The organism is Pseudolactococcus chungangensis CAU 28 = DSM 22330 (assembly GCF_002441885.1).
In the GTDB taxonomy this organism is placed as follows: Bacteria; Bacillota; Bacilli; order Lactobacillales; family Streptococcaceae; genus Pseudolactococcus; species Pseudolactococcus chungangensis.
The window spans coordinates 21,612-47,284 of the sequence record NZ_JXJT01000016.1 but is presented as its reverse complement, the minus strand read 5'-3'; the positions used below and the strand labels follow the sequence as shown (position 1 = coordinate 47,284).

Here is a 25,673-nt window from a genome sequence, read left to right as displayed (position 1 = left end):
CAAATCTTACCAAACATGTCAACTCTTTTTTGAAATATTTTTGTTTTTATTTTTAATCTTTAAAATATATTATATCTTGAAGACCTATTATTTCTCGTTAACAATTGATTTTAAGGTAGTTTAAGCATCATAAACTTTCGTTTTCTATTTTTCTCTTAACAGAAGGGTTAATTAAAACACCTAAAATTACCTTTACTGACACTGCTCATTTTAGATGTTTTTATATTAGTTATTTTAGACCAATAAGTTATATAAACTTTCTTGTCCTTTTAAATCAATAAATTTATTGTCAAACTCTGCTAATCGTTCAATGAGTTGAGCTTGATCTTGTTTATTCGCCAGCAAAATGCCAATCAAAACCGGTCCAGTACCTTTATTCGCTCGCTTAATATACTCAAAACGCGTAATGTCATCGTGAGGTCCTAAGATATCGTTGACAAACTCACGTAAGGCTCCTGGTCTTTGCGGAAAGTTTACGACAAAATAGTGTTTCAAACCTTCATAAACTAAACTTTTTTCTTCAATTTCTTGCATCCGATTGATATCGTTATTGCCACCAGATATAATGCAAACAATTGTCTGACCTTTTATTTCATCTTTTATTAACTCTAACGCTGCTACACTAGTTGCACCCGCTGGTTCAACTACGATACCCTGTTTAGAGTAGAGATCTAAAATCGTACTTGATATCAATCCTTCATCCGCATGCACCAGTTCATCGACATTTTCTTTGGCAATTTGATAGGTTAACTGTCCCACTTTTTGAACAGCAATACCATCTGCAAATTTATCAATTGTCTTAAGTTTAACTGGACCATTGTTGTCAAATGCTGCTTGCATCGACCTGGCTCCTGATGCTTCTACACCAATAACTTTGGTTTCTGGACTCGCATATTTTGCATAGAGTGAGACACCCGAAATCAGGCCACCTCCACCAACTGCAGCTAGAAGTGTATCAATTTTAAGGTGTTCTTGCTTAGCTGTTTCAAAAATCTCTACGGCAACAGTACCCTGACCAGAAATCACATCGGGATTATCAAACGGGTCGATGAATGTTTTATTTTCACGGAGCGCATAATCGATGGCCGCAGTAGCGGACTCATCAAATGTGTCACCAACAAGTGCAATTTCGGCATAATCTCCGCCAAAAAATTTAACTTGCGTAATTTTTTGTTGTGGCGTGGTTGTCGGCATGAAAATTGTTGCAGGGATTTTCAATTCTTGACAAGTATAAGCTACGCCTTGCGCATGATTTCCTGCACTGGCACAAACAACCCCACATTTTAATTTATCTTGTGGTAAATTATGAATTGCATAATAAGCGCCTCGCAACTTAAACGACCGTACTTTCTGGACATTTTCTTGCTTGAGATAAATATTCGCATCATATTTTTCAGATAAGTAGCTATCTCGTCTCATCGGTGTTCGAATGACAACATTTTTCAATACATCGTTAGCAGCTAATACATCTTTGTAAGTTACCATAAAATTAAATTCCTTCATTTTTTCAAACTAATCAAAAAGAAAAGCTGAGACCAAGCTCAGCTTTCTTCCAAGTAAAAAACGATAGACAGAAGTGTCTGTATTTTTGGCTTAGTTGTAGATTTTGAAAGCTGCGTCATCATTTGCTTGCGTAAATGGCATTGCCTTACGTAATTCAGCACCAACTTTTTCAATTTCAAGATCTGCTGCAGCAGCACGAAAAGCCTTCATTTTCGGATTACCAGCCTTGTAGTCTTCTACAAAATCTTTTGCAAAAGCACCTGTTTGAATATCATTGAGAACTTTTTTCATGTTAGCTTTAACTTCAGCTGTGATGATTTGTGGTCCAGCAATATAGTCACCATATTCTGCTGTATTCGAAATAGATTGACGCATTTTCTTGAAACCACCCTCATACAAAAGGTCAACGATAAGTTTCAATTCATGTAGTACCTCAAAATAAGCCAATTCTGGGGCGTATCCTGCTTCTGTTAAGGTTTCAAAGCCAGCTTCAATCAAGGCAGTTGTACCACCACAAAGTACCGCTTGTTCACCGAATAAATCTTCTTCAGTTTCTTCTTTAAAGCTTGTTTCAAGCATCCCAACACGTGCGCCACCTACTGCACGTCCCCAGTCCATTGCGATATCACGCGCATTTCCTGTTGCATCTTGATAGACAGCGAAGAGTGCTGGTACACCAAAACCTTCCGTATAAGTACGACGTACTAAGTGGCCTGGTCCTTTAGGAGCAAGCATGAAAACATCAACTGTTTCTGGTGCTTTAATGTAACCAAAATGAATATTAAAGCCATGACCAAAACCGAGTGCTGCACCATCTTTAAGGTTAGGAGCAATATCTTTCGCGTAAAGGTCTGCTTGAATTTCATCAGGTGCCAAAACCATAATAACATCAGATTTTGCAACGGCTTCTGCCACTGGATAAACATCAAAACCATCTTCTTTAGCAGCATCAAATGATTTACCTGCACGTACGCCAATGATGACGTTTTCACCTGAGTCGCGCAAGTTTTGAGCATGTGCATGACCTTGTGAGCCATAGCCAATTACTGCAATTTGTTTACCAGCAAGTGCTGGTGTTTTTACATCGTTTTCATAATACATCGTTACTGCCATCGTTTTAAATCTCCTATAAGCTTTTTTGTATCTATCTTTTATGGACATTGCTAGTTATCTGTCAATTAGCAAAAGATAGAAAATTCAATCAATTTTTAAATATGATATAATTTTACGATTTTTCAGACAATTTGTCAAGGATAATTATGAACCTTTTAATTCTGATTGTCTTTTAATCTCGCGTAAAACCTGTGACGCCAGTTCTAGCAATGTTTTTAATGCCATAAGGTTTAACCACTCTTAATAGCGCTTCAATTTTATCGTAGCCTCCAGTTAGTTGAATGGTTACTGTTTTAGGGGCAACATCAACTACACTGGCACGAAAAGGTTGAATCATCGCAAATAATTCTGCTCGAATATTAGCAGGTGCTGATACCTTGACAAGGATCACTTCTCGTTCAATATGTGGCACGTCTGTAATATCACGTACGCGCAAAACATCAACTTGCCGATTCAGTTGCTTAATGATCTGTTCGACCTCATCGATACTTTCAACATCAATGATAACCGTAATCCTTGAAATATGTGGCACATCTGTATGTCCAACAGAAATACTTTCAATATTAACCTGACGGCGTGATAAGACGCCTGTAAAGCGATTTAGGACACCTGTTGAATTATTGAGTTTGGCTGTTAACATTCTACGCATTGAATTTCACCCCCAACATTTCGTCATTATGCCAACCTGCTGGCACCATCGGATAGACTTGTTCTGCTCTAGAAATACCAACTTCCAATACCATTGGCACATCTTCTGTGATAACTTTTAAATCTTCAGCGATTGTTTGTGGATTTAAAAATTTATCATGCTTTAGACCATAAGCCTCAGCTAATAATTGGAAATTGGGTTCCAAATCAAAGACAGATTGACTTCGACGTTCTTCATAGAACTTTTCTTGCCACTGACGTACCATTCCCAGCGAGTGATTATTAAAGAGTACAACTTTGATTGGCACATGATAACCATTTAAAATCGCCAATTCTTGGTTGGTCATTTGGAAACCACCATCACCAACAAAAACGATAACTTCTTTATCTGGATTGGCTAATTTGGCTCCAATGGCTGCAGGAATACCAAATCCCATAGTCCCAAGTCCACCACTTGTAATCAGCTGATGGTTACTTTTGTACGGGTACCATTGAGCTGCCCACATCTGATGCTGCCCAACATCTGTCACAATGATGGCATCACCGTTGGTCAACTCACCAATTAATTTGATAACTTCCTGAGGCTTATTATAATCATCCTCAGGTTCATAACTATATGGTGCTCTTTGCGCATTGTCCTGAACTTGTTCAACCCATTTTGAAAAATGAGTCGAAGGTGCTTCAATCTCAAGTAATATTTCCAAAGCACGCTTTGCATCTCCTACAACCGGTAAATGCGTTTTGACAATTTTGCCAATCTCTGCTGGGTCAATATCGATATGTGCTACCGTCGCCTCCTTCAAAAATAAGGAAGGATTTGAGGCCAATCGGTCATCAAACCGACTCCCAAAATTAATGAGATAATCAGTTTCAGCTAATGCCATATTAGCAGCATAAGACCCATGCATTCCGCCCATCCCTAAAAATAACGGATTTTCAACTGGTATCGCACCTAACCCTAGTAGACTAGAAACGACTGGAATTTGATATTTTTCAGCAAACTGTGTTAAGGCAAGATTGCCATTTGAATAATTGACACCACCACCCACTAAAATTAGTGGACGCTTCTTTTTAGCTAACAACGCAACAATTTTTTTCAATTGCTTGACATTTGGTTCAACAGTTGGGTTATAAGAAGGCAAGTCAATCGTCACATCATTAATAAAATCAACTTCTTGAGCTGCGACGTCTTTAGGTAAATCAATAACAACAGGACCCGGACGTCCTGTCGTCGCAATGTGAACCGCCTCTGTAATCACGCGAGGAATGTCTTGCGTTTCACGAATCTGATAGTTATATTTGGTAATTGGCATCGTAACACCGATAATATCAGCTTCCTGAAAAGCATCCTTACCAATACCAGGCGTTGCCACTTGACCAGTAAAAACTAGCATCGGTACTGAATCTGCATTGGCATCTGCAATACCTGTAATCGCGTTCGTTGCCCCAGGACCTGATGTGACCAGAGCAACCCCTAACTTACCTGATGATTTCGCATATCCCTCCGCCTCATGCGTTGCCCCTTGTTCATGGCGAGCAAGAATATGCTGAATCCCCTCGTAATCATAAATAGCATCATAGAGTGGTAAAACTGCGCCACCTGGATAACCAAAAATAGTGTCAACCCCCAAATCTTTAAGGGTATCAAGGACGAGTTGCGAACCACTTTTTGGGGTTTCAAGTTTTATTTGTTTCAATATTAGCTCTCCTTCAAGGATTTTCATATTTCGAAATTTCTGAAAATTATGAATTATGTTTAGATTTTAACACTTTTGCCCTTTTTTTTCAAGTGATTTCGGTATAATTTGAATTATAAAACTTCTAATATTCATCATGATTTACCTGACAGAAATTCAGAATTCAAATGTGCGATTTCAAGCGATGCTTAAAATATTGTATCTTTTAAAAATATCAGATAAAGTTGTTTTCTTAATCAAAACAACTGGTCGATTTAACCAGTTGTTTTGATTATCAATGTTGAAAATCAATTAAAAATCAGTAATACAGCCATGCGCGGCATCATCTGTTAATTTTGCAAATTTTGCAAGGACACCACGAGTCGCTTTGGGTGCTGGTTGTTGATAAGCAGCGCGACGTTTTGCCAACTCTTCATCAGATACTTTCAGATCAATGGTGTTGTTAATGGCATCAATTTCGATGATATCATCATCTTCAACGAGACCGATCACCCCACCCTTAACGGCTTCAGGGACAATATGCCCTACAACAAAGCCATGTGTCCCACCAGAGAAACGTCCATCGGTAATCAGAGCAACTGATTTTCCTAATCCTGCACCAATCAAAGCAGATGTTGGTTTCAGCATTTCTGGCATCCCAGGTGCCCCGACTGGGCCTATATTCTTAATGACTGCAACATCACCGGCGTGTAAGCGCCCTGTCTCTATGCCTTCAATAAAATGTTGTTCACCGTTAAAGACACGCGCTGTTCCAGTGAATTGCTCACCTTCTTTACCCGAAATCTTAGCGACTGAACCGCCCGATGCGAGATTGCCATAAAGGATTTGCAAATGCCCTGTGGCTTTGATTGGTTTGTCAAAAGGTCTGATAATATCCTGAACTGTAAAGTCTAAATCTGCTGCATGCTCCAGATTTTCTGCTAGAGTTTTACCTGTGACTGTCATCCGGTCACCATGGATCCGACCTTCTTTAAGGAGAAATTTAAGGACAGCTGGAAGGCCACCAATTCGGTGCAAATCTTCTTGCATGTATTTACCAGAAGGTTTGAAGTCACCAATTACAGGTGTACGGTCAGAAATAGCTTGAAAATCATCCTGTGTGAGGTCAATCCCAACTGTACGTGCCATGGCAATCAAATGCAAAACAGCATTGGTTGAACCGCCAAGTACCATGACAACTGTAATGGCGTCTTCAAAGGCTTCACGCGTCATGATATCACTTGGTTTAATATCCAAGGCAAGAAGCGTCTTCATATATTCACCAACTGATGCTGCTTCACGTTGTTTTTCATCAGATTTAGCTGGGTTAGTTGATGAAAATGGCAGGGTCATCCCAAGTGTTTCAATCGCTGCAGCCATTGTATTAGCTGTATACATGCCACCACAAGCTCCTTGACCAGGAATAGCATTGGAAATCACACCATGGTAGTCTTCATCATTAATGTGACCTGTTAATTTTTCCCCCAAGGCTTCAAAGGCCGAAACAATATTGAGAGACTGACCATTATATTCACCATGTTCAATTGTCCCACCATAAACCATGATAGACGGTCGGTTCAAACGCGCCATGCCGATAATTGTACCTGGCATATTTTTATCACAACCTGGAATACCAACAATTCCGTCATAGTACTCACCGCCAGCATTTGTCTCGATTGAGTCTGCAATTACTTCTCGTGATACTAGCGAATAACGCATCCCATCTGTACCATTAGCAATGCCATCAGAAACACCAATCGTGTGGAACTGTAAGCCCAAAAGACCTTCCGTTGCGTCAACAGATGATTTAACTTTTTGACCGAGTTGATTTAAGTGCATATTACAAGGATTTCCATCCCAGTCCATTGACACAATCCCAACTTGCGCTTTATCAAAATCTTCATCCTTAAATCCGATGCCATAGAACATAGCCTGAGTTGCGGGTTGTGTCGGATCTTGCGTGAGCGTTTTAGAATACTTGTTAAGCTCAACTTCTGTTGTCGTACCGTTATATGTAAATTTCATACGTGCCTTCCTTGCCTAAGTTATTAGCGTTTGATTTCAAAAGACTTGCGATATTCGAGACTTAAACATGAGATTAAGCTTAATTCTGAAATTAAACTTAAATTTTTCCTCTTTTCAAACAAATCTATTATTACCATTTTAACACTTTTAAAACTTTCGTCAAGCAATTATCAGAAAATTTTGTCAAATAAAAACCACGCTTTCAGCATGGTCATCATCTGAATTAAACACTTTCTGGAAATAATAGTTTAATCAAACTTTCAGTAACACGGCGTGATTTACCAACTGCAGGAAAAAGATGCATTTGCATCATCGGATTTTGATTCGCTTCAATAACAAAATAAGGACCTTTTTGACTGGCGTCTGGAATGATAATATCAACTCCAGTAATCGTCACGTCCAATGCATGTGCAACTTTTACAGCGATTGCTTTATAATAGTCACTGACTTGTTCAGTCCGGTCAATTGAATCACCACCAGTTGAAACATTCGAGTTCTCTCTTAGAAAAACACGTTCTTGTGCTTTGGGAACTGATTGCACATCAAAACCTTGTAAACTAAGTGTCAATCTTTCAACATCCCCCAATTTAATTTTTTCAAGCGGTGTTCTATGATGCTCCCCCCGCCTAATATCTGTATTCTTTATGGCCACCAATTGTTGGATATTATGAACACCGTCCCCAACGACATTCGCTGGAAAGCGTTCTAATACAGCTAATACTTCTCCGCTTTGCACATAAAATCTAAATTCTGTACCATGAGCATAGGTCTCAACGATAACGGCATCATCATTTTCAAAAGCAATTTTCACCGCTTCTTCATAGTCTGCTTGTGTCGTCGTTTCTTTAAAAATACTGATGCCGATGCCGTAATTGGTAGACTTGGGTTTGACTACAAAAGCCGAAGGTAACTGGTCAAAATGGCGCAAGGCGTCGTTAAGGTCATGAAATTCAAAGCCAGACGGCACTTGAATGCCAGCAGTATTTAAAATCGCTTTAGTAACGATTTTGTTTTCCATTAAAGCATGAGATAGGGCGCTGTCAAAATGCGTAATATTGCCTTCTTTGATGTACTCCGTATGTGAACCATAGGTCAATTTTAAGATTTGTTCAACTTCATCAAGGACTTGAAACTGAATGCCATATTTAATGGCATCTGCAATTAAATTTTGAGTTGATAATTCCAAATTTTCGTAACCCGGGAGTTGAAAGTCATTGGCAGGCGCCTGAACATACTGGATTTCAATACCATGACGACCGAGGACAGCTAAAATGGCGGATAGGTCCCGATTGGTATGGTAGGTAATCGTAAGCAAATCACCATTGATGTACCAGTAAACATTCTGCATATTGAGCTTGTTAGGTGAGGTAGTCCTTGATATCTTAAATGTCTTTTCCATCTGCAAAAATCTCCGATATTTCTGATAATGTTTTGCCGGATTCAAGCAAGTGCAATGCTTTAACGGCCGGATTCTCTTTTCTTTCAATTCGTTGATAGAGCGCTGTTAAATACTTTTCTTCACCAAATCCACGTTTTTCAAGACCTACTGCTGCGAGATTTACTAAATCTTCTGCAAAACTTGCAACATCCTCTATTTCCTCGGATGATAAGTTTTGCGCTGAAAACCTGCGACGAAGTTGTGGATAATCTCGGCCATAATCTTCGTAAAAAGCATGGCTTGCGATTAATGTCTCAAAAGATGCTAACTCCTGCATCAATCCTAAATGGAAAGCTGCAACAGTAAATGACGTAGCAATAGGCTGGGCACAAGTACTTCTAAACTCGACTGTTCCGCGTGTCGTGAGATTCTGATACTGATAACTCCGATGTGCTTCAAAATCATACGGACTTGGCATTAAGACCAATTCATTGCCGAGCAGATCAAAGGCTGGAATTTCATCATGATTGAAGTAATCCATCGCTTGAATTGGTTCAAAATAAAAAGTACTTGCTTCAGAAGTCCTTGTGAATAAGGCAGTTTTCATTAAATAATCAAGAAATGTTTCTAGACTCTCAAAAGCTTCTGGAAATACACCTGTATTTTCAGGAAATATGCCATGCATTGACTCTTCCCAAAAAACATCCCGTGAAATTAAAGTGTCTAATTGTCCATTCCAAAGATAAGAGTTTCCGAAAAGCCAAGCTTTAACCATTTCTATGGCATTAAAGGTATTTAGCGTTGTTACTAAATTCTCACGCGTCACATCTAGCTGAACTTGACTTCCTTGAATAAAAGCACCATAATTATTCTGGCTGACCCGCACTTCTTCTCTTGTCTCCCCCAACTTCAAGTAAGCCATCAACATCTCGTAACGAGGACTAGCAACAGGTCTGTTGTCATTTTTATCCCAGAAAGGATTGACGCCAAAACCAGTTAAAAGGTGATTTTGATTTTTTAAAAATGGTTGCATGACAGCAAGATAGTTTGAAAAACGTTGTTCGACTTCACCTATAGTCTCTGCTTTATCAAATGCAAATTCTATAGTATTGTAGCCAACTTCAAACAAAATGCGGTCGTTGTTTTCATCTGAAACCAATTGAATGGCTTGACCGTTATCATCCGATTTCTCAATCGACAACGGCAGTTTTTCAATCATTTCATCAAATAAGGCGAAGACAACAGAAAAATCAACAGCTTCACCCGTGAGCTTAACAATTGGTAGTTCTAACTCAATACCAACGAATAAGTCATTTGAGTGCTTCAAATTTGTAAAATAGCGCTCACGTAAGAGCTCTCGTGCAATATTCATCCTCGCTCCTTTTTTATCTAACCACCTTGTATTTTAAGAAGTTTCATCCCCTGTTGTTGCAATCATAAGGTGCACTTAGCTTCTTACCTCTAGCATCATTTGACATCTTAAACGACATCAGACGTTTGACATCTTTTTAGTTTTAGTATGTCTATTCTAACATACAATGCGCTTGTCTCGACTTTGAAATATTTTATTACGAGGCATACTTGCTATGTATAACCGTTTCAAATTTTAGGTAAAATAAAAACCACTTATCCCAAAGGATAAGCGGCCTAGTTTTTAAGACTAGACAGTAAGAGCTAGACTAAGTGCAAGCACCACCATCATAACACTCCACAAAAGATTGATGAAGACTATCGGGCCACACTGACATTCCGATTCTATATCTTTTCAAAAATGCTTTCAAAAACACCACAAAATCATAAATGACAGGTGCCCCTTACTGCTTTATTTTTTAAACTGAAATCAATTATTAAACAAGTTCAATAATTGCCATCGGTGCAGCATCGCCACGGCGTGGTTCAGTTTTAAGAATACGTGTGTATCCACCATTACGGCCTTCATAACGTGTAGCGATGTCGCCAAACAATTTTTGAAGTGCAGTTGGGAAAGTTTCAGTTTCTTCGTTGAAATCTTTTTCAGCGATTTCGTTACGTACGTAAGCAGCAGCTTGACGGCGTGCGTGAAGATCGCCACGTTTTCCGAGTGTAATCATTTTTTCAACAGTTTTACGAACTTCTTTAGCGCGAGCTTCAGTTGTTACGATGTATTCGTTGATGATCAAGTCAGTCGTCAAATCGCGAAGCATTGCTTTACGTTGATCAGATTTACGTCCAAGTTTACGGTAACCCATGATTCCTCCTATTAGATTTTAATTTAGTCTTTTTTGAGTGACAAGCCTAGGCTATCAAGTTTATCTTTAACTTCCACTAAAGATTTACGACCCAAGTTTTTCACTTTGAGCATTTCAGGCTCACTCATATCAGCAAGATCAGCGACGGTATTAATACCAGCACGTTTCAAACAGTTATATGAACGAACAGAAAGATCAAGTTCCTCGATGACTTTGTCCAAAGCACGCTCTGGTTTCACCTCATTTTTATCAACCAATGTATCGGCAGCTTGTGCTACTTCAGACAAGTTAACAAAGAGACTCAAATGGTCAGTCAAGATTTTTGCAGATAATGACAAGGCATCTTCTGCTGAGATTGTGCCGTTTGTAAAGATTTCAAGTGACAATTTGTCAAAGTTATCTTTTTCACCCACACGAGCTGGTTCAACTTGATAATTCACTTTGTTGACAGGTGTGTAAGATGAATCTACAGCAATTGTCCCGATAGGCGCGTCAGATTGTTTATTATCTTCTGCAAGGACGTAACCACGACCTGATTTCACAGTCATACGAGCGTTCACAGAGTGCCCTTCCGCAAGTGTGAAAAGGTAATGATCTTTGTTGACAATCTCAATATCGCTATCAGTCAAGATATCTCCTGCTGTTACAATAGCAGGACCTGTGACGTCAAGTTCAATGATTTTTTCCGTTTCAACATATGATTTGATCGCAAGCCCTTTAATCGCAAGAATCACTTGAATCACATCTTCATGTACACCTGGAATTGTTGTGAACTCATGGAGTACACCGTCAATTTGGATGCTTGTAACAGCAGCACCAGGAAGTGACGATAGAAGAATACGACGTAATGAGTTGCCTAGGGTTGTCCCATAACCACGTTCTAACGGCTCTACGACAAATTTGCCATAGGTATTAGCTTCATCAAATTTTGTAATTTTTGGTTTTTCAAACTCAATCATGTGTATATCCTTTCAGTGCAAAATGTTAGAGTAGCAACAAGCACTCTCGAAATTATACACGACGACGTTTTGGAGGACGTGCACCATTGTGGGGTACAGGCGTCACATCGCTGATTGCTGTTACGTTAAGACCTGCAGCTGCAAGCGCGCGGATCGCAGATTCGCGACCTGGTCCAGGACCTTTAACAGTAACGGCTACAGTTTTCAAACCATGTTCTTGAGCAGACTTAGCAGCAGCTTCAGATGCCATTTGAGCAGCGAAAGGAGTCGATTTTTTAGATCCTTTGAAGCCAAGGGCACCAGCAGATGACCAAGCAAGCGCGTTACCATGAACGTCTGTAATCATCACGATTGTGTTATTGAAAGTTGCATGAATGTGGACAACACCAGATTCGATATTTTTCTTCACACGACGTTTACGAGTAGGTTTAGCCAATGTTAATCTCCTTTCTTATTTTTTCTTGCCTGCGATAGATTTAGCAGGGCCTTTGCGTGTACGTGCGTTGTTCTTCGTGTTTTGACCACGAGTAGGCAATCCGCGACGATGACGCATGCCACGATAGCTACCGATTTCCATGAGACGTTTGATGTTAAGGTTTACTTCACGACGTAGGTCGCCTTCAACTTTAAGTCCATCAACTTCACGACGGATAGCATCTTCTTGGTCAGTTGTAAGATCTTTCACGCGAATATCTTCTGCAACGCCAGCGGCTGCAAGAACTTTTTGTGACGTTTTGAGACCGATTCCGTAAACGTAAGTAAGTGAAATTACTACTTGTTTATCGTTTGGAATATCAACTCCAGCAATACGAGCCATTCTTTATGTTTCCTTTCTATCCCTGACGTTGTTTGTGTTTTGGATTGACAGGGCAAATTACCATAACACGACCGTTACGACGAATTACTTTACAGTATTCGCACATTGGTTTAACCGATGGTCTTACTTTCATTGTATATACCTCCTATAAAAATGTTTGGACTACTTAAAGCGGTATGTAATACGTCCACGGGTCAAATCATACGGCGACATCTCAACAGTAACACGGTCACCAGTTAAGATGCGGATATAATTCTTTCGCATTTTGCCTGAAATAGTCGCCAAAATTTTGTGTCCATTTTCAAGCTCAACTGTGAACATCGCGTTAGGCATTGTGTCAATCACTTTGCCTTCAATTTCGATTACGTCATCTTTTGCCACGTCAACTTACCTCCTCTTTAAATTTGTCCATTTTTGATAAAATATCTAAAAGTCGGACTAGGATATTATACCATACTAGTCCGACTTTTACAAGTTAATGAGACGAATTTATTTTAACAGCTGTTAAAACGTTTGTTTACCCTAAAATGGCTTTAATGGCTTCTGATACTTTAGCGATATCTTGTTGCCCGTCAACATCTTTAACTAAACCAAGTTTGCCATAGTGTTCAAGTATTGGTGCACCTTGTTTAATGTTGATATCCAACCGATTTTTAACGGTTTCAGGTTTATCATCTTCGCGTTGATAGAAATCATGACCTCCACATTTGTCACAAGTGCCCGCAACTTTTGTTGGATTAAATACTTTATGATAAGTTGCACCACATGTACGACAAATGAAACGACCTGACAAACGTTCAACTAAGATAGCAGGATCTACATCAATATTCACAACAGCATCAAGCTTAATACCCAAATCGGCAAGCATTGTGTCGAGTGCTTCAGCCTGTTCAATCGTTCGTGGAAAACCGTCTAACAAAAAACCGGATGCTTGAATATCTTCTTGCGCTAAACGTTCTTTGACGATGCCATTTGTCACATCATCTGGTACCAATTCACCTTTATCAATAAATGATTTGGCTAATTTACCCATTTCAGTCTCATTTTTCATCGCTGCACGGAACATATCTCCTGTTGAAATATGTTGCACGCCATAAGTTTCAACGATTGTTTCAGCTTGCGTTCCTTTACCAGCACCTGGTAGGCCCATGATTAATAAATTCATTTGTTCTCCATTTGTCTAATTTTGTCTACCCTTCTATTTTAGCGTTTTCGCATCATTTTGACAACATCAAGGTAACATTCTTTTTTAAAACAAAAAACTGATCTTTCGACCAGTCTTTCATTATTTAATTGGATCGTCCATAAATCCTTTATACTGACGTTTAAACATGTACCCCTCTAATTGTTTCGCACCTTGAATCGCAGTGGAAATCAAAATGAGAAGGCTCGTACCGCCAAGGGCTACCATTCTAGGTAGACCAAACAAGTTAGTCGCAACAATCGGAACAATTGAAATCAGTCCGAGGAATAATGCGCCAACTGTTGACAAACGAATCAACAAACGTGAGATATATTTTTCTGTGCCCTTACCAGGACGAACAGATGGAATATACGACCCTTGTTTTTGTAAGTTTTCCGCCATTTTTTCAGGATTGACCTGAACAAAGGCGTAGAAGAATGTAAAAAGACCAATCAACAATGCATAAAACAGCATACCTGTCCAAGTATTATAATCTAGAGCATTTTTGATATTTTCAATCCAAGTCACATTATTATTAGAACGTTGCAAGAGTTGTAAAATCGTTTGTGGTGCCGTAGAAATTGAACTAGCAAAGATAACTGGAATGACCCCCGCAGGATTGACCCGCAATGGCAAGTATGAACTTGTCGGTGCACCTTGTACTAGTTTTGTATATTGAATTGGAATTTTACGCTCAGCCTGTTGAATAAATGTCGTGATAAAGATAATCGCTGCCATAGCAACAAGTAAAATCACCACAAATATGCTAGAGTTGAGTAGTTCCCCCGAACGCACATTGACAAATTTATCTTGATAAACTTGACTAATGGCACCAGGAATTGACGAGATAATCCCAGCAAAGATAATAACCGATACACCTTGACCAAATCCACGATCAGTGATTTGCTCACCCAACCAAACAACAATCATAGATCCTGTAGTTAAGATGGCACCGATAAACAGATAAGTCTGCCAAGTCGGATTCGTTACAATATTTTGGGCACTCATAGCCTGAAAACCTGCTGTTATCCCTACAGATTGTAGCATAGCTAAAACTAACGAAATGTAGCGTGTAGCTTGATTGAGTTTTCGGCGACCAATCTCACCTTGTTTGCCCCATTCGACGAACTTAGGTAGAATATCCATCTGCAATAGTTGGACAATGATTGATGCTGTGATATACGGCGACACGCCCATTGCAAAAACCGAAAAACTTTGCATTGCATTCCCTGAAACCATATTCATCATTGACAAAAATGGCAGATCACTCAAGGCATTTAAATTGTTAACATTAATGCCAGGTACTGTAATATGTGCGCCTAGACGGAAAACGAATAGAATGCCAAGCGTGAATAAGATTCTACCTCGAATCTCTTTCACTTTGAATGCTTGAAACAAGAGTTTAAAAAACATAGAACCCCTTTATTCTGATTTTAAATCAGCTTTATCTAATAGTATTTTGAAAAAAATATCATTTCTTTAACTATACTATAATCAAAGCCGAATTTCAAATGTTTGACTAAAATCATCAAAAGTCTGACGAGAAATTCCCGACAGACTAATGCGTGTTTTTAGGCTTCAGGAGTTACAACTGAACCACCGTTAGCTTCAATAGCAGATTTTGCAGAAGCAGAAACTTTAGCTACCTCAACTTTAAGGTTTTTAACTGTGAGTTCACCGTTACCAAGAACTTTAACACCTGATTTAACATCTTTGATGATTTTAGCAGCAACCAATGATTCAGCAGAAACTGTTGCGCCATCTTCAAGACGGTTCAATGTGTCAAGGTTAACGATTGCGTAATCTTTACGGTTAACATTCAAGAAACCACGTTTAGGCATACGACGGAACAAAGGTGTTTGACCACCCTCGAAACCAAGACGAACACCGCCACCTGAACGAGATTTTTGGCCTTTTTGACCACGACCAGATGTTTTACCATTACCAGACGAAGTCCCACGACCAACACGATTACGGACTTTACGGCTACCTTCAGCAGCTTTGAGTTCATTTAATTTCATTATAAATTTCTCCTATTATGGCACCTCAATAGAGATAGCCTTTACTAAACGCCAAGACACTTTCGCGGGAAATCGCGGAAGTGTCAGGCTCGCTTTTATTTTTGGTTAATCGTTAGCCGATTAAACTTTTTCAACTGTTACCAAATGAGCGATCTTAGTGACCATACCATTGATAGCTGCTGATTCTTCTTTGATGACTGAGCTTGACAATTTGCCAAGGCCAAGCGCTTTAACTGTTGCGCGTTGTGCAGGCAAGCGGCCAATTGGAGACTTAGTCAAAGTAATTTTAATTTGAGCCATGATATCCTCCTTACGCTAAGTCTGCTACAGATACGCCACGTAATGCGGCAACATCTTCAGCACGTTTAAGTTGTTTCAAACCATCAACAGTTGCGCGAACAACGTTGATTGGTGTGTTTGAACCAAGTGATTTTGATGTGACATCTGCAACACCAGCAAGTTCGAGGACGGCACGTACAGCACCACCGGCTGCGACTCCAGCCCCTTCAACAGCAGGTTTGATTAAGATCTTACCGCCGCCAAATTCACCAAGTACTTGATGCGGTACAGTTGTACCAACCATTGGTACTGTAATCAAGTTTTTCTTAGCTGATTCGATAGCTTTACGGATAGCTTCTGGTACTTCTTGTGCTTTACCAGTCCCAAATCCAACGCGACCGTTACGGTCACCAACTACAACAAGCGCTGCAAAACGCAGACGACGTCCACCTTTTACAACTTTAGTAACACGGTTGATACCAACAACGCGTTCTTCGAATTCTTTTACTTCTTCGTTTCTAGCCATTTTAGTGTCTACCCCTTTCCTTAGAATTTAAGTCCATTTTCACGTGCAGCCTCAGCGAGCGCTTGCACACGTCCATGGTAAAGGTATCCACCACGGTCGAAGATTACTTCAGAAACACCAGCAGCTACTGCTGCTTTAGCTACTGCAGTACCAACTGCTTTAGCTTGTTCAGTTTTAGTACCGTTTTCTTTCAACGATGAGGCACTTGCGAGCGTTACACCTGCTATGTCATCAATTACTTGTGCATAGATGTTTGTGTTAGAACGAAAAACATTCAAACGTGGGCGCTCTGCAGTACCAGAGATTTTACCGCGTACGCGACGGTGGCGTTTTTGACGCGTTTTATTTTTATCTGGTTTAGAAATCACAATATTTACCTCTTATTTTTTTCTAGTCCCTCTTAGTAGCTATCAAGCCGCTTTGCGCAGCCAAATTCTCTCCAAAAGGTTATTGTTGGTTGTTTTACTTTAAACAGTAAGCAATTTATCTGCGTCTATCAAGTGACACAAGTTTATAACGCATAGGATGCGTTTAATTGTGTTACAAAGCCTAGAAAACAGAAAACTAACTTATTTACCTGTTTTACCTTCTTTACGTCGTACAAATTCCCCAACGTAACGAATACCTTTGCCTTTATATGGCTCTGGTGGGCGTAAACCACGAATGTAAGCTGCTACTTCACCGACCACTTCTTTGTTTGAACCAGACACGTTAATTTGTGTGTTTGATGGCACTTCAAAAGTGATACCGTCAGGTGCAACGACTTCATCAGGGTGTGATTTACCTACTGACAAAGTTAATTTATTACCAGCAAGTTGTGCACGGTAACCAACCCCGCGCATTTCAAGTTCTTTTCTGAACCCTTCAGATACACCAATCACCATGTTATTAAGGTTAGCACGAGTTGTGCCATGGATTGTTTTCATTTCTTTAGAATCGTTTGGACGATGTAAAGTAATTTCAGTACCTTCGATTTTAATTTCGATGTCCTTAGAAAAAGCGCGAGTTAACTCACCTTTAGGACCTTTTACTGTCGCTGTTGCGCCGTCAAGTTTAACCTCAACGCCAGCAGGGATAGTAATGATTTTATTACCAATACGTGACATGTTTGTCTCCTGTTAAATTGTCAGTTAAGCAACGGCTTACACCATTGCTTAACAGTTTTCACGGGTTTCGCTAGAAAATCTAACGAGTTTCCAGTTGCAGATAGAATTGGAAACCAATTCTTACCAAACGTAAGCGAGAACTTCTCCACCAATGTTTTTCGCGCGAGCTGCTTTATCAGTCACAACACCTTCAGAAGTTGAAATCACAGCTGTACCAAGACCGTTAAGGACTTTAGGTACTTCACCAGATTTCACGTAAACACGTAAACCAGGTTTAGAGATACGTTTCAAGTTAGTGATAACTTTTTCACCATCTTTACCGTATTTAAGGAAAACACGGATGATACCTTGTTTATCATCTTCGATGAATTCTACGTCTTTAACATAACCTTCAGTTTTGAGGATGTTTGCGATATCGCGTTTGATTTTTGATGCAGGTGCTTCAACAACTTCGAATTTACGCATGTTAGCGTTACGAATACGAGTGAGGAAATCTGCGATTGGATCTGTCATTACCATTTTAATTTTTCTCCTATTATGAATAGTTTGATGCGAACATCACTTGTTCATTAACGACTCCACTAGCAAACGCTAGCGGATTTATAAATACCAGAGTTCAGAAACTTAGGTAACCTAAGCCCATCATTCAAAAAGCAAGGTCTTCACAAAGCAAATGCTAAGTAAAGTTTTTGGCGTTGTCTGCAAGGCGGTGGAAGCAACGCAACCTTGCGGTTGTGAGCTGAACACCAACGAAGCAGACAGCGTCAAAAATTACCAAGATGCTTTTTTAACGCCTGGGATTTGCCCTTTATATGCCAATTCACGGAAGCAAATACGGCAAAGTTGGAATTTACGGTATACTGAATGTGGACGACCACATTTTTCGCAACGTGTGTACGCTTGCGTTGTGAACTTAGCTGGACGCTTGTTCTTTGCAATCATTGATTTTTTAGCCAAGATATTTACCTCCTATATTATTTAGCGAAAGGCATGCCGAGTTTAGCAAGCAATTCACGTGATTCTTCGTCAGTGTTAGCTGTTGTTACAATCACAACATCCAAACCACGTACTTTATCTACGTTATCATACGTAATTTCTGGGAAGATAAGCTGTTCTTTCACACCTAGCGTGTAGTTACCGCGGCCGTCAAACGCTTTGTTTGACACACCATGGAAGTCACGGACACGTGGAAGAGAGACAGTTACCAATTTATCAAGAAATTCGTACATACGTTCGCCACGGAGTGTTACTTTTGCTCCGATCGCTACGCCTTCACGCAAACGGAAACCAGCGATTGATTTCTTAGCTTTTGTGATCAATGGTTTTTGACCAGAGATTAAAGCTAATTCAGCAACTGCTTTATCAAGGTTTTTTGAGTTGTTTACTGCATCACCAACACCCATGTTGAGGACGATTTTATCAACTTTTGGCACAGCCATAACAGATGTGTAGTTGAATTGTTCAGTCAACGCTGGGATTACTTCGTTAGTGTATTTTTCTTTCAAACGATTAGTCATTATATTCTCCTTTCCGTGTCTATTAATCTAGGATTTCGCCAGATTTTTTGTTGTAACGCACTTTTTTGTCGCCTTCAACTTTATAACCAACACGGCCAGCTACACCATTTTTGTCAAGTACTTGTACGTTTGACACATGGATAGGCGCTTCAAGTTCAAGAATCGCACCGTTTGGATTTTCGTTGTTTGGTTTTTGGTGTTTTTTGATCATGTTAGCACCCTCAACAACAACTTTGTTAGCCTTTGGCAAAGCTTTAATGACTTTACCAGTCAAACCGCGGCTTTTACCTGCGATGACTTTGACAGTATCACCTGTTTTTACAAACATTTGAATTTTCTCCTAATTTTCTTACGTCGCGAATTGCGACACCCTTATATACTCGTTTAAGTATGAAACCGAATCGTAAAATCTTGAAATAGTTTTAGACAAATCAAGTAAACCAGTCGCACCATATTAGTTTACGTTACATTCGGTTAACGATGAGTTCGCTAAAATTAGTCAAAATCTGTTTTGATTTTATGTTTAAACGAGTATAGCACAAGGGGACTGTGTTTGTGTTTTGTTGGTTTAAGTTTTAAAAATGAATTTAAAGCTTAAAGTACTTCTGGTGCCAATGATACGATTTTCATGAAGTTACCTTCACGTAATTCGCGAGCAACTGGGCCAAAGATACGTGTTCCACGAGGCGTTTTGTCATCTTTGATGATAACAGCAGCGTTTTCGTCGAACTTAATGTATGAACCGTCTGTACGACGTGCGCCTGATTTTGTACGCACGATAACCGCTTTGACAACTTCACCTTTTTTAACAACTCCGCCAGGAGCTGCAGATTTTACAGATGCAACAATAACATCACCGATACCAGCGAATTTACGACCAGAGCCACCCAGGACTTTGATAGCAAGAATTTCTTTGGCACCGCTGTTATCAGCAACTTTCAAACGAGATTCTGATTGAATCACAGCAAATTCCTCCTTTTAGAATGTTAGATGATGACTGCTTCTTCAACGATTTCAACAAGACGGAAACGTTTGTCTTTTGACAAAGGACGAGTTTCCATCACGCGAACGATATCACCAGTTTTAGCTGAGTTGTTTTCGTCGTGAGCTTTCAATTTTTTAGAGTAGTTAATACGTTTACCATAGACAGGGTGGTTACGTTTTGTTTCGATGACAACAGTGATGGTTTTATCCATTTTGTCAGAAACCACGCGGCCTTGATAAACTTTACGTTGATTACGTTCCATTTTAAAGGTTTCTCCCTATCTATTATTTCGCTTCGCGTTGAACAGTTTTCACGCGAGCAATTGTTTTCTTAACTTCGTTGAGGCGGACAGTGTTTTCAAGCTGACCAGCAGCTGCTTGGAAACGCAAGTCGAACAATTCTTTTTTCAAATCTTGTTCGCGTGTTGCGAGTTCTTCAGCTGAAAGACCACGAAGTTCTGTCAAAAGTGATTTTACTTCATTAAGCTTCATTTGTTTCCTCCTCAGCACGTTTTACAAACTTAGTTTTAACAGGCAGTTTGTGTGATGCAAGACGTAATGCTTCGCGAGCGACTTCTTCAGAAACACCTGCGATTTCGAACATTACTTTACCGCGTTTAACTGGAGAAACCCAACCTTCAGGTGCCCCTTTACCAGAACCCATACGGACCCCGATAGCTTTTGCAGTATAAGATTTATGAGGGAAGATTTTGATCCAAACTTTACCACCACGTTTCATGTAACGTGTCATGGCAATACGAGCTGCCTCGATTTGACGGTTTGTGATCCAGTGAGAAGTTGTTGCTTGGAGACCAAATTCACCAAATGCGACTTCTTTGCCGCCTTTAGCTTCCCCACGCATTTTACCACGGAATTCGCGGCGGTGTTTCACACGTTTAGGTACTAACATTATTTGTCTCCTTTCACTGATTTTTTAGTTGGCAAGATTTCACCACGGTAAATCCAAACTTTAACGCCAAGTTTACCATAAGTTGTATCTGCTTCTTCCCATGCGTAGTCAATATCAGCACGGAGTGTGTGCAATGGCACTGTTCCTTCTGAATAACCTTCAGCACGGGCAATATCTGCACCATTCAAACGACCAGATACTTGAGTTTTGATACCTTTGGCACCAGCACGCATCGTACGTTGGATCGCTTGTTTTTGAGCACGACGGAAAGCCACACGTTGTTCAAGTTGACGCGCGATACCTTCACCGACAAGGTGAGCATCAAGGTCAGGTTTTTTGATTTCAACGATGTTGATGTGAACTTGTTTACCAGTCAAAGCGTTTAATTCTGCACGAAGTGCATCAACGCTAGCACCTGATTTACCGATTACCATACCTGGTTTAGCTGTATGCAAAGTCACGATGACTTTGTTAACAGCACGTTCAGTTTCGATAGTTGAAACTGAAGCATCCGCAAGTTTAGTTTGAACAAGTTTACGGATTGCAAGGTCCTCATGGAGGTAACTTGCGTATTCTTTTTCAGCATACCATTTTGCGTCCCAATCACGAATGATGCCGACACGCATACCAATAGGATGTACTTTTTGACCCACGATTTTACCTCCTTATTTTTCTGTCACAACCACAGTGATGTGGCTTGTGCGTTTGTTAATTGGTGAAGCAGAACCTTTAGCCCGTGGACGGAAACGTTTCATTGTTGGGCCTTCATTAATGTAGGCTTCTGAAACAAAAAGGTTTGCTTTTTCAAGACCAAAGTTATTTTCAGCGTTTGCGATTGCAGAGTTCAATACATTCTCAATCTCATTTGCTGCTTTAGTCGGTGTGAATTTAAGTGTTGCGATAGCATCTGCAACGTTTTTCCCACGAATCAAGTCGATTACAAGACGTGATTTACGAGGTGAAACGCGGACTGTACGAGCAGTTGCTTTAGCTGAAGTAATTTCTGCCATTTTTTTCCTCCTCTATAAATTAACGACGTGTCTTTTTATCGTCTGCTGCGTGGCCACGGTAAGTACGTGTTGGTGCGAATTCGCCCAATTTGTGTCCTACCATGTCTTCTTGGATATATACTGGAACGTGTTTGCGACCATCATAAACTGCAATCGTGTAACCGATGAAGTTAGGGAAGATCGTAGAACGACGTGACCAAGTTTTAATAACTGTTTTCTTTTCGTTGCCTTCTTGAGCAACAACCTTTTTCATCAAATGATCATCGACGAAAGGGCCTTTTTTAAGACTGCGTCCCATGTGTTATGGTTTCTCCTTTAATTTTTAGTTGTTCAAACTAAATATTTGAACAACTTGTATTAGAACCACTGCCGGTGCTACGCCGGAGCTGGCGGATAGATTATTTTTGGTTTTTACGACGAACAATAAGTTTGCTAGATCTAGCTTTCTTATTACGTGTTTTAAGACCAAGTGCTGGTTTGCCCCATGGTGTAGATGGCGATTTACGACCAACTGGTTGTTTACCTTCACCACCACCGTGTGGGTGATCGTTCGGGTTCATTACTGAACCGCGGACTGTTGGACGGATACCCTTCCAACGGTTACGGCCAGCTTTACCGATATTGACAAGACTATGCTCACCATTACCGACAACACCGATTGTTGCACGTGCAGTTGAAAGAATCATGCGAACTTCGCCAGATTGTAAACGCACGAGTGTGTATTTACCTTCTTGACCAAGTACTTGCGCAGAAGCACCAGCTGAACGTACCAATTGTCCACCTTTACCAGGTTTCAATTCAATGTTGTGAATCAATGTACCTACTGGAATGTTTGCAAGTGGCAAAGCGTTACCAGTTTTGATGTCAGCTGTTGGGCCAGAAACGATTGTTTGACCAACAACAAGACCTTTAGGTGCAAGGATGTACGTTTTAATACCATCAGCATAAACAACCAAAGCGATGTTTGCTGAACGGTTTGGATCGTATTCGATAGTTGCAACTTTAGCAACGACATCATCGTGATTACGTTTAAAGTCAATCACACGATAATGACGCTTGTGTCCGCCACCTTGATGACGTACTGTGATGCGTCCGTTGTTGTTACGGCCGGCTTTGCTTTTAAGTGATACCAACAATGATTTCTCAGGTTTGTTAGTCGTAATTTCAGCAAAGTCAAGGCTTGTCATGTTACGACGACCGTTGGTCGTCGGTTTGTATACTTTAATACCCACTGATTACTCCTTTCTTATTCCCCGAAAATTTCAATGTTTTTAGAATCAGCCGTCAGGGTCACGATAGCTTTCTTCACTTTATTTGTATAACCTGTGTATTTACCTACGCGTTTCGCTTTAGGTTTCACGTTGACAGTGTTAACAGAAGCAACTTTAACCCCTTCAAACGCAGCTTCAACAGCTTGTTTGATCAAAAGTTTGTGGGCACGCCCATCAACTTCAAAGGTATATTTTTTTTCATCCATTGTAAGCATTGAGCTTTCAGTGATGATTGGTTTTTTGATTACGTCGTACAATGACATTATGCAAGAACCTCCTCAATTTGAGATAGAGCTGCTTGTGTCACCAAAATTTTATCGTTGTTTACGATATCAAGAACAGATGCTGAGTTAGCAGTTGTGACTTGAACATTTGGAATGTTACGTGCAGACAATTCAGCGAATTTATTTCCTTCGTTTTCGAAGATAACAAGAACTTTACGTTCGATTGCCAATGCTTCAAGAACTTTTACAAATTCTGCAGTTTTTGGTGCGTCGAAGTTCAGCGCATCAACTGCCACGAGTTTGTTTTCTGCAACTTTTTCAGAATAAACTGATTTAAGTGCAAGTTGACGAACTTTTTGTGGCAATTTGTAACCGTATGAACGTGGTGTTGGTCCGAAGACGACGCCACCGCCACGCCATTGTGGTGAGCGGATAGAACCTTGACGTGCACGGCCAGTTCCTTTTTGACGCCATGGTTTTTTACCACCACCGCGTACTGCTGAACGGTTTTTAACTGCGTGAGTACCTTGACGAAGGCTAGCACGTTGGCTTAGGATGACGTCGAAGACAACAGATTCATTTGGTTCAATACCAAAGACTGCATCGTTCAATGTGATATCGCCAGCTTGCGATCCGTCTTGTTTAAATAATGATACGTTAGTCATTTTTAACTTATCTCCTTTCTTTATTATTTAGCTTTAATAGCTGATTTAACTGTGATAAGTGATTTCTTAGCACCTGGGACATTACCTTTAACAAGGATAACATTTTTTTCAGGGACAACTTGTACGATAACTAGGTTTTGAACTGTTACGCGGTTGCCACCCATGCGACCTGCAAGGTGTTTATTTTTGAATACACGGTTAGGTGCAACAGGACCCATTGACCCTGGACGACGGTGGTAACGTGAACCGTGAGCCATTGGCCCGCGTGATTGTCCGTGGCGTTTAATAACCCCTTGGAAACCTTTACCTTTAGTCGTACCAGTGACGTCAACAACATCTCCAGCTTCAAATTGTTCTACTGTCAATTCAGCGCCTACTTCTAAGCCTTCAATGTTCTTGAATTCACGAATGAAGCGCTTAGGAGCAGTGTTTGCTTTTGCAACATGGCCTTTGGCAGGTTTGTTACTCAAAACTTCACGTTTGTCATCAAAACCAACTTGAACAGCTTCGTAGCCATCAGTTGCGACTGTTTTGACTTGAAGCACAACGTTAGCTGCAGCTTCAATGACAGTTACTGGGATTAATTCGCCAGTTTCAGTGAAAATTTGGGTCATTCCCACTTTTTTCCCTAAGATTCCTTTTGTCATTAGAGTTCCTTTCCTTATAATTTAATTTCGATGTTTACGCCACTTGGTAAGTCGAGTTTCATCAAGCCATCAACAGTTTTTTGTGTTGGGTTAATAATGTCGATCAAACGTTTGTGTGTACGCATTTCGAATTGTTCACGCGAGTCTTTGTATTTGTGAGTCGCACGGATGATTGTGTAAACTGAACGATCTGTTGGAAGCGGGATTGGACCTGCTACAGATGCGTCAGTACGTTTCGCAGTTTCTACGATTTTTTCAGCCGCTTGATCAAGAATACCATGTTCGTACGCTTTCAAACGAATGCGGATTTTTTTGTTTGCCATTTTTTCTCCTCTCGTCTATTTCTTAGAATAGGCTAGCTCCACGAGAAAACTAATACAGGATGCGTGGCAACGCCTCCGGGTGTATCACAACCTCTCGCTTCACAGCTACATACAACGCTTTACGCAGTACTTATCTATGATAACAGAATGCTTGACTATTTGCAAGCTTTTCATCTATTTTTTTCTAACTGCTTTGCACATCCCTTTACAGTGCCCTTTATGATATAATTAGACTACATAATATATAGGAGGAAACATAGTGTTAAAAGAATTTAAAGCATTTATTTTGCGTGGTAACGTTCTTGACTTGGCTGTTGGGGTCATTATCGGGGGTGCGTTTACTGCCATCGTCAAATCATTAGTTGATAACCTCATTAATCCACTCATTGGCATTTTCGTTCAAGATGGTGCTTTAGCCCAACTTAGTTTCAAGTTAGGCAATGCAACATTCGCTTATGGTAAATTTTTGAACGACGTCTTGAATTTTTTGATTACGGCTTTTATTGTTTTTATCATTATCAAAACAGTTAATAAATTATTCGCTGCTAACAAAACAGAAGAAAATGAAGAAGTTGCTGCTATCAATGAAGAAGTCGAAACATTGAAAGAAATCCGTGATCTATTAAAACAAAAATAATCACCTATATTATTATAGAAGAA

Annotated in this window: 37 protein-coding genes; 1 reads left to right on the top strand and 36 read right to left on the bottom strand. The window is 40.0% G+C overall.

What is annotated here, in order from left to right:
- Positions 1-234 precede the first annotated feature (234 nt).
- The 36 genes from ilvA to rpsJ form a co-directional block, all read right to left on the bottom strand.
- Positions 235-1,485, bottom strand: coding sequence for a threonine ammonia-lyase IlvA (gene ilvA / locus RR45_RS07525; RefSeq protein ID WP_031367013.1), 1,251 nt, complete (start codon positions 1,483-1,485; stop codon positions 235-237).
- Positions 1,486-1,593: 108 nt separating this feature from the next.
- Entirely contained in the window at positions 1,594-2,664 is a 1,071-nt protein-coding gene (ilvC, locus tag RR45_RS07520; RefSeq protein WP_072353649.1) for a ketol-acid reductoisomerase, read from the bottom strand.
- A gap of 124 nt (positions 2,665-2,788) precedes the next feature.
- On the bottom strand, positions 2,789-3,265 hold the full coding sequence (gene ilvN / locus RR45_RS07515; RefSeq protein ID WP_031367011.1) for an acetolactate synthase small subunit: 477 nt from the start codon (positions 3,263-3,265) through the stop codon (positions 2,789-2,791).
- Positions 3,258-4,961: an acetolactate synthase large subunit gene (locus tag RR45_RS07510; protein ID WP_031367010.1), complete on the bottom strand. Its 1,704-nt coding sequence runs from the start codon at positions 4,959-4,961 to the stop codon at positions 3,258-3,260. The genes ilvN and RR45_RS07510 overlap by 8 nt, the downstream gene beginning before the upstream one ends.
- A gap of 291 nt (positions 4,962-5,252) precedes the next feature.
- Entirely contained in the window at positions 5,253-6,965 is a 1,713-nt protein-coding gene (ilvD, locus tag RR45_RS07505) for a dihydroxy-acid dehydratase (RefSeq protein WP_031367009.1), read from the bottom strand.
- A 223-nt stretch (positions 6,966-7,188) separates the two neighbouring features.
- Positions 7,189-8,364: a bifunctional glutamate--cysteine ligase GshA/glutathione synthetase GshB gene (gshAB, locus tag RR45_RS07500; protein WP_072353648.1), complete on the bottom strand. Its 1,176-nt coding sequence runs from the start codon at positions 8,362-8,364 to the stop codon at positions 7,189-7,191.
- Positions 8,348-9,715, bottom strand: a complete 1,368-nt coding sequence (locus tag RR45_RS07495; protein ID WP_072353647.1) for a glutamate-cysteine ligase family protein — start codon at positions 9,713-9,715, stop codon at positions 8,348-8,350. Before RR45_RS07495 ends, gshAB begins: the two co-directional genes overlap by 17 nt.
- 475 nt (positions 9,716-10,190) lie before the next feature.
- Entirely contained in the window at positions 10,191-10,571 is a 381-nt protein-coding gene (rplQ, locus tag RR45_RS07490; protein ID WP_031367006.1) for a 50S ribosomal protein L17, read from the bottom strand.
- A gap of 23 nt (positions 10,572-10,594) precedes the next feature.
- The gene (locus RR45_RS07485; protein WP_031367005.1) at positions 10,595-11,530 is read right to left on the bottom strand and encodes a DNA-directed RNA polymerase subunit alpha; all 936 of its coding nucleotides are present in this window, start codon (positions 11,528-11,530) and stop codon (positions 10,595-10,597) included.
- A gap of 52 nt (positions 11,531-11,582) precedes the next feature.
- Positions 11,583-11,966, bottom strand: coding sequence for a 30S ribosomal protein S11 (rpsK, locus tag RR45_RS07480; protein WP_003138068.1), 384 nt, complete (start codon positions 11,964-11,966; stop codon positions 11,583-11,585).
- Positions 11,967-11,981: 15 nt separating this feature from the next.
- Entirely contained in the window at positions 11,982-12,347 is a 366-nt protein-coding gene (rpsM, locus tag RR45_RS07475) for a 30S ribosomal protein S13 (RefSeq protein ID WP_031367004.1), read from the bottom strand.
- 16 nt (positions 12,348-12,363) lie between these two features.
- Positions 12,364-12,480 (bottom strand): 50S ribosomal protein L36, encoded by a 117-nt coding sequence (gene rpmJ / locus RR45_RS07470; RefSeq protein ID WP_072353646.1) that lies wholly within the window; start codon positions 12,478-12,480, stop codon positions 12,364-12,366.
- A gap of 29 nt (positions 12,481-12,509) precedes the next feature.
- Complete coding sequence (gene infA, locus RR45_RS07465) at positions 12,510-12,728, bottom strand: translation initiation factor IF-1 (RefSeq protein WP_003138071.1); 219 nt, start codon at positions 12,726-12,728, stop codon at positions 12,510-12,512.
- A 136-nt stretch (positions 12,729-12,864) separates the two neighbouring features.
- A complete protein-coding gene (locus RR45_RS07460; RefSeq protein WP_031367003.1) occupies positions 12,865-13,512 on the bottom strand; it encodes an adenylate kinase in 648 nt (215 codons plus the stop codon).
- Between the two features lie 120 nt (positions 13,513-13,632).
- Complete coding sequence (gene secY / locus RR45_RS07455) at positions 13,633-14,943, bottom strand: preprotein translocase subunit SecY (protein ID WP_031367002.1); 1,311 nt, start codon at positions 14,941-14,943, stop codon at positions 13,633-13,635.
- A gap of 158 nt (positions 14,944-15,101) precedes the next feature.
- Positions 15,102-15,551, bottom strand: a complete 450-nt coding sequence (gene rplO, locus RR45_RS07450) for a 50S ribosomal protein L15 (RefSeq protein WP_031367001.1) — start codon at positions 15,549-15,551, stop codon at positions 15,102-15,104.
- Positions 15,552-15,671: 120 nt separating this feature from the next.
- Entirely contained in the window at positions 15,672-15,851 is a 180-nt protein-coding gene (gene rpmD, locus RR45_RS07445) for a 50S ribosomal protein L30 (RefSeq protein ID WP_031367000.1), read from the bottom strand.
- Between the two features lie 10 nt (positions 15,852-15,861).
- Positions 15,862-16,356 (bottom strand): 30S ribosomal protein S5, encoded by a 495-nt coding sequence (gene rpsE / locus RR45_RS07440; RefSeq protein WP_031366999.1) that lies wholly within the window; start codon positions 16,354-16,356, stop codon positions 15,862-15,864.
- A gap of 20 nt (positions 16,357-16,376) precedes the next feature.
- Positions 16,377-16,724, bottom strand: coding sequence for a 50S ribosomal protein L18 (gene rplR, locus RR45_RS07435; protein WP_003138082.1), 348 nt, complete (start codon positions 16,722-16,724; stop codon positions 16,377-16,379).
- Between the two features lie 201 nt (positions 16,725-16,925).
- Complete coding sequence (rplF, locus tag RR45_RS07430; protein WP_031366998.1) at positions 16,926-17,462, bottom strand: 50S ribosomal protein L6; 537 nt, start codon at positions 17,460-17,462, stop codon at positions 16,926-16,928.
- A gap of 120 nt (positions 17,463-17,582) precedes the next feature.
- The gene (gene rpsH / locus RR45_RS07425; protein WP_031366997.1) at positions 17,583-17,981 is read right to left on the bottom strand and encodes a 30S ribosomal protein S8; all 399 of its coding nucleotides are present in this window, start codon (positions 17,979-17,981) and stop codon (positions 17,583-17,585) included.
- A 252-nt stretch (positions 17,982-18,233) separates the two neighbouring features.
- Complete coding sequence (locus RR45_RS07420) at positions 18,234-18,419, bottom strand: type Z 30S ribosomal protein S14 (protein WP_031366996.1); 186 nt, start codon at positions 18,417-18,419, stop codon at positions 18,234-18,236.
- 17 nt (positions 18,420-18,436) lie between these two features.
- Positions 18,437-18,979 carry a 50S ribosomal protein L5 gene (gene rplE, locus RR45_RS07415; RefSeq protein WP_003138087.1) on the bottom strand — a complete coding sequence of 181 codons (543 nt, stop codon included), beginning with the start codon at positions 18,977-18,979 and terminating at the stop codon, positions 18,437-18,439.
- A 22-nt stretch (positions 18,980-19,001) separates the two neighbouring features.
- On the bottom strand, positions 19,002-19,307 hold the full coding sequence (rplX, locus tag RR45_RS07410) for a 50S ribosomal protein L24 (RefSeq protein WP_003138088.1): 306 nt from the start codon (positions 19,305-19,307) through the stop codon (positions 19,002-19,004).
- A 266-nt stretch (positions 19,308-19,573) separates the two neighbouring features.
- On the bottom strand, positions 19,574-19,942 hold the full coding sequence (gene rplN, locus RR45_RS07405; protein WP_003138089.1) for a 50S ribosomal protein L14: 369 nt from the start codon (positions 19,940-19,942) through the stop codon (positions 19,574-19,576).
- Between the two features lie 23 nt (positions 19,943-19,965).
- Positions 19,966-20,226, bottom strand: coding sequence for a 30S ribosomal protein S17 (gene rpsQ / locus RR45_RS07400; protein ID WP_003138090.1), 261 nt, complete (start codon positions 20,224-20,226; stop codon positions 19,966-19,968).
- Positions 20,227-20,248: 22 nt separating this feature from the next.
- Entirely contained in the window at positions 20,249-20,455 is a 207-nt protein-coding gene (gene rpmC, locus RR45_RS07395) for a 50S ribosomal protein L29 (protein ID WP_003138091.1), read from the bottom strand.
- Entirely contained in the window at positions 20,445-20,873 is a 429-nt protein-coding gene (rplP, locus tag RR45_RS07390; protein WP_003138092.1) for a 50S ribosomal protein L16, read from the bottom strand. The genes rpmC and rplP overlap by 11 nt, the downstream gene beginning before the upstream one ends.
- On the bottom strand, positions 20,873-21,526 hold the full coding sequence (rpsC, locus tag RR45_RS07385) for a 30S ribosomal protein S3 (RefSeq protein ID WP_003138093.1): 654 nt from the start codon (positions 21,524-21,526) through the stop codon (positions 20,873-20,875). The genes rplP and rpsC overlap by 1 nt, the downstream gene beginning before the upstream one ends.
- Before the next feature lie 12 nt (positions 21,527-21,538).
- Complete coding sequence (rplV, locus tag RR45_RS07380; RefSeq protein ID WP_003138094.1) at positions 21,539-21,883, bottom strand: 50S ribosomal protein L22; 345 nt, start codon at positions 21,881-21,883, stop codon at positions 21,539-21,541.
- Positions 21,884-21,902: 19 nt separating this feature from the next.
- Positions 21,903-22,181, bottom strand: coding sequence for a 30S ribosomal protein S19 (gene rpsS, locus RR45_RS07375; protein ID WP_003138095.1), 279 nt, complete (start codon positions 22,179-22,181; stop codon positions 21,903-21,905).
- Positions 22,182-22,281: 100 nt separating this feature from the next.
- Complete coding sequence (gene rplB, locus RR45_RS07370) at positions 22,282-23,115, bottom strand: 50S ribosomal protein L2 (protein WP_003138096.1); 834 nt, start codon at positions 23,113-23,115, stop codon at positions 22,282-22,284.
- Positions 23,116-23,129: 14 nt separating this feature from the next.
- Complete coding sequence (locus tag RR45_RS07365) at positions 23,130-23,417, bottom strand: 50S ribosomal protein L23 (RefSeq protein WP_031366995.1); 288 nt, start codon at positions 23,415-23,417, stop codon at positions 23,130-23,132.
- Positions 23,417-24,043 (bottom strand): 50S ribosomal protein L4, encoded by a 627-nt coding sequence (gene rplD, locus RR45_RS07360; protein ID WP_031366994.1) that lies wholly within the window; start codon positions 24,041-24,043, stop codon positions 23,417-23,419. The genes RR45_RS07365 and rplD overlap by 1 nt, the downstream gene beginning before the upstream one ends.
- Positions 24,044-24,066: 23 nt before the next feature.
- Complete coding sequence (gene rplC / locus RR45_RS07355) at positions 24,067-24,690, bottom strand: 50S ribosomal protein L3 (protein ID WP_003138100.1); 624 nt, start codon at positions 24,688-24,690, stop codon at positions 24,067-24,069.
- Between the two features lie 14 nt (positions 24,691-24,704).
- Complete coding sequence (gene rpsJ / locus RR45_RS07350; RefSeq protein ID WP_003138102.1) at positions 24,705-25,013, bottom strand: 30S ribosomal protein S10; 309 nt, start codon at positions 25,011-25,013, stop codon at positions 24,705-24,707.
- 259 nt (positions 25,014-25,272) lie between these two features.
- Here rpsJ and mscL point away from each other — a divergent pair, with 259 nt between their 5' ends.
- Positions 25,273-25,650: a large-conductance mechanosensitive channel protein MscL gene (mscL, locus tag RR45_RS07345; protein WP_031366993.1), complete on the top strand. Its 378-nt coding sequence runs from the start codon at positions 25,273-25,275 to the stop codon at positions 25,648-25,650.
- Positions 25,651-25,673 lie beyond the last annotated feature (23 nt).

Coding starts and splice junctions, on each gene's coding strand:
- ilvA (WP_031367013.1), bottom strand. CDS start 1,485: ATGGTAACTTACAAAGATGTATTAGCTGCTAACGATGTATTGAAAAAT.
- rplV (WP_003138094.1), bottom strand. CDS start 21,883: ATGGCAGAAATTACTTCAGCTAAAGCAACTGCTCGTACAGTCCGCGTT.
- rpmJ (WP_072353646.1), bottom strand. CDS start 12,480: ATGAAAGTAAGACCATCGGTTAAACCAATGTGCGAATACTGTAAAGTA.
- rplQ (WP_031367006.1), bottom strand. CDS start 10,571: ATGGGTTACCGTAAACTTGGACGTAAATCTGATCAACGTAAAGCAATG.
- rplE (WP_003138087.1), bottom strand. CDS start 18,979: ATGACTAATCGTTTGAAAGAAAAATACACTAACGAAGTAATCCCAGCG.
- RR45_RS07495 (WP_072353647.1), bottom strand. CDS start 9,715: ATGAATATTGCACGAGAGCTCTTACGTGAGCGCTATTTTACAAATTTG.
- rplX (WP_003138088.1), bottom strand. CDS start 19,307: ATGTTTGTAAAAACAGGTGATACTGTCAAAGTCATCGCAGGTAAAAGC.
- rpsH (WP_031366997.1), bottom strand. CDS start 17,981: ATGGTAATGACAGATCCAATCGCAGATTTCCTCACTCGTATTCGTAAC.
- rpsM (WP_031367004.1), bottom strand. CDS start 12,347: ATGGCTCGTATTGCTGGAGTTGATATTCCAAACGATAAACAAGTAGTA.
- ilvD (WP_031367009.1), bottom strand. CDS start 6,965: ATGAAATTTACATATAACGGTACGACAACAGAAGTTGAGCTTAACAAG.
- RR45_RS07485 (WP_031367005.1), bottom strand. CDS start 11,530: ATGATTGAGTTTGAAAAACCAAAAATTACAAAATTTGATGAAGCTAAT.
- rpsQ (WP_003138090.1), bottom strand. CDS start 20,226: ATGGAACGTAATCAACGTAAAGTTTATCAAGGCCGCGTGGTTTCTGAC.
- ilvC (WP_072353649.1), bottom strand. CDS start 2,664: ATGTCCATAAAAGATAGATACAAAAAAGCTTATAGGAGATTTAAAACG.
- secY (WP_031367002.1), bottom strand. CDS start 14,943: ATGTTTTTTAAACTCTTGTTTCAAGCATTCAAAGTGAAAGAGATTCGA.
- rplF (WP_031366998.1), bottom strand. CDS start 17,462: ATGTCACGTATTGGTAATAAAATCATTACTATCCCTGCTGGCGTTGAG.
- RR45_RS07365 (WP_031366995.1), bottom strand. CDS start 23,417: ATGTCATTGTACGACGTAATCAAAAAACCAATCATCACTGAAAGCTCA.
- rpsS (WP_003138095.1), bottom strand. CDS start 22,181: ATGGGACGCAGTCTTAAAAAAGGCCCTTTCGTCGATGATCATTTGATG.
- rplO (WP_031367001.1), bottom strand. CDS start 15,551: ATGAAATTAAATGAACTCAAAGCTGCTGAAGGTAGCCGTAAAGTCCGT.
- rpmD (WP_031367000.1), bottom strand. CDS start 15,851: ATGGCTCAAATTAAAATTACTTTGACTAAGTCTCCAATTGGCCGCTTG.
- rpsJ (WP_003138102.1), bottom strand. CDS start 25,013: ATGGCAAACAAAAAAATCCGCATTCGTTTGAAAGCGTACGAACATGGT.
- rpsE (WP_031366999.1), bottom strand. CDS start 16,356: ATGGCTAGAAACGAAGAAGTAAAAGAATTCGAAGAACGCGTTGTTGGT.
- ilvN (WP_031367011.1), bottom strand. CDS start 3,265: ATGCGTAGAATGTTAACAGCCAAACTCAATAATTCAACAGGTGTCCTA.
- rplP (WP_003138092.1), bottom strand. CDS start 20,873: ATGTTAGTACCTAAACGTGTGAAACACCGCCGCGAATTCCGTGGTAAA.
- rpmC (WP_003138091.1), bottom strand. CDS start 20,455: ATGAAGCTTAATGAAGTAAAATCACTTTTGACAGAACTTCGTGGTCTT.
- RR45_RS07460 (WP_031367003.1), bottom strand. CDS start 13,512: ATGAATTTATTAATCATGGGCCTACCAGGTGCTGGTAAAGGAACGCAA.
- rplC (WP_003138100.1), bottom strand. CDS start 24,690: ATGACAAAAGGAATCTTAGGGAAAAAAGTGGGAATGACCCAAATTTTC.
- rplD (WP_031366994.1), bottom strand. CDS start 24,043: ATGACTAACGTATCATTATTTAAACAAGACGGATCGCAAGCTGGCGAT.
- gshAB (WP_072353648.1), bottom strand. CDS start 8,364: ATGGAAAAGACATTTAAGATATCAAGGACTACCTCACCTAACAAGCTC.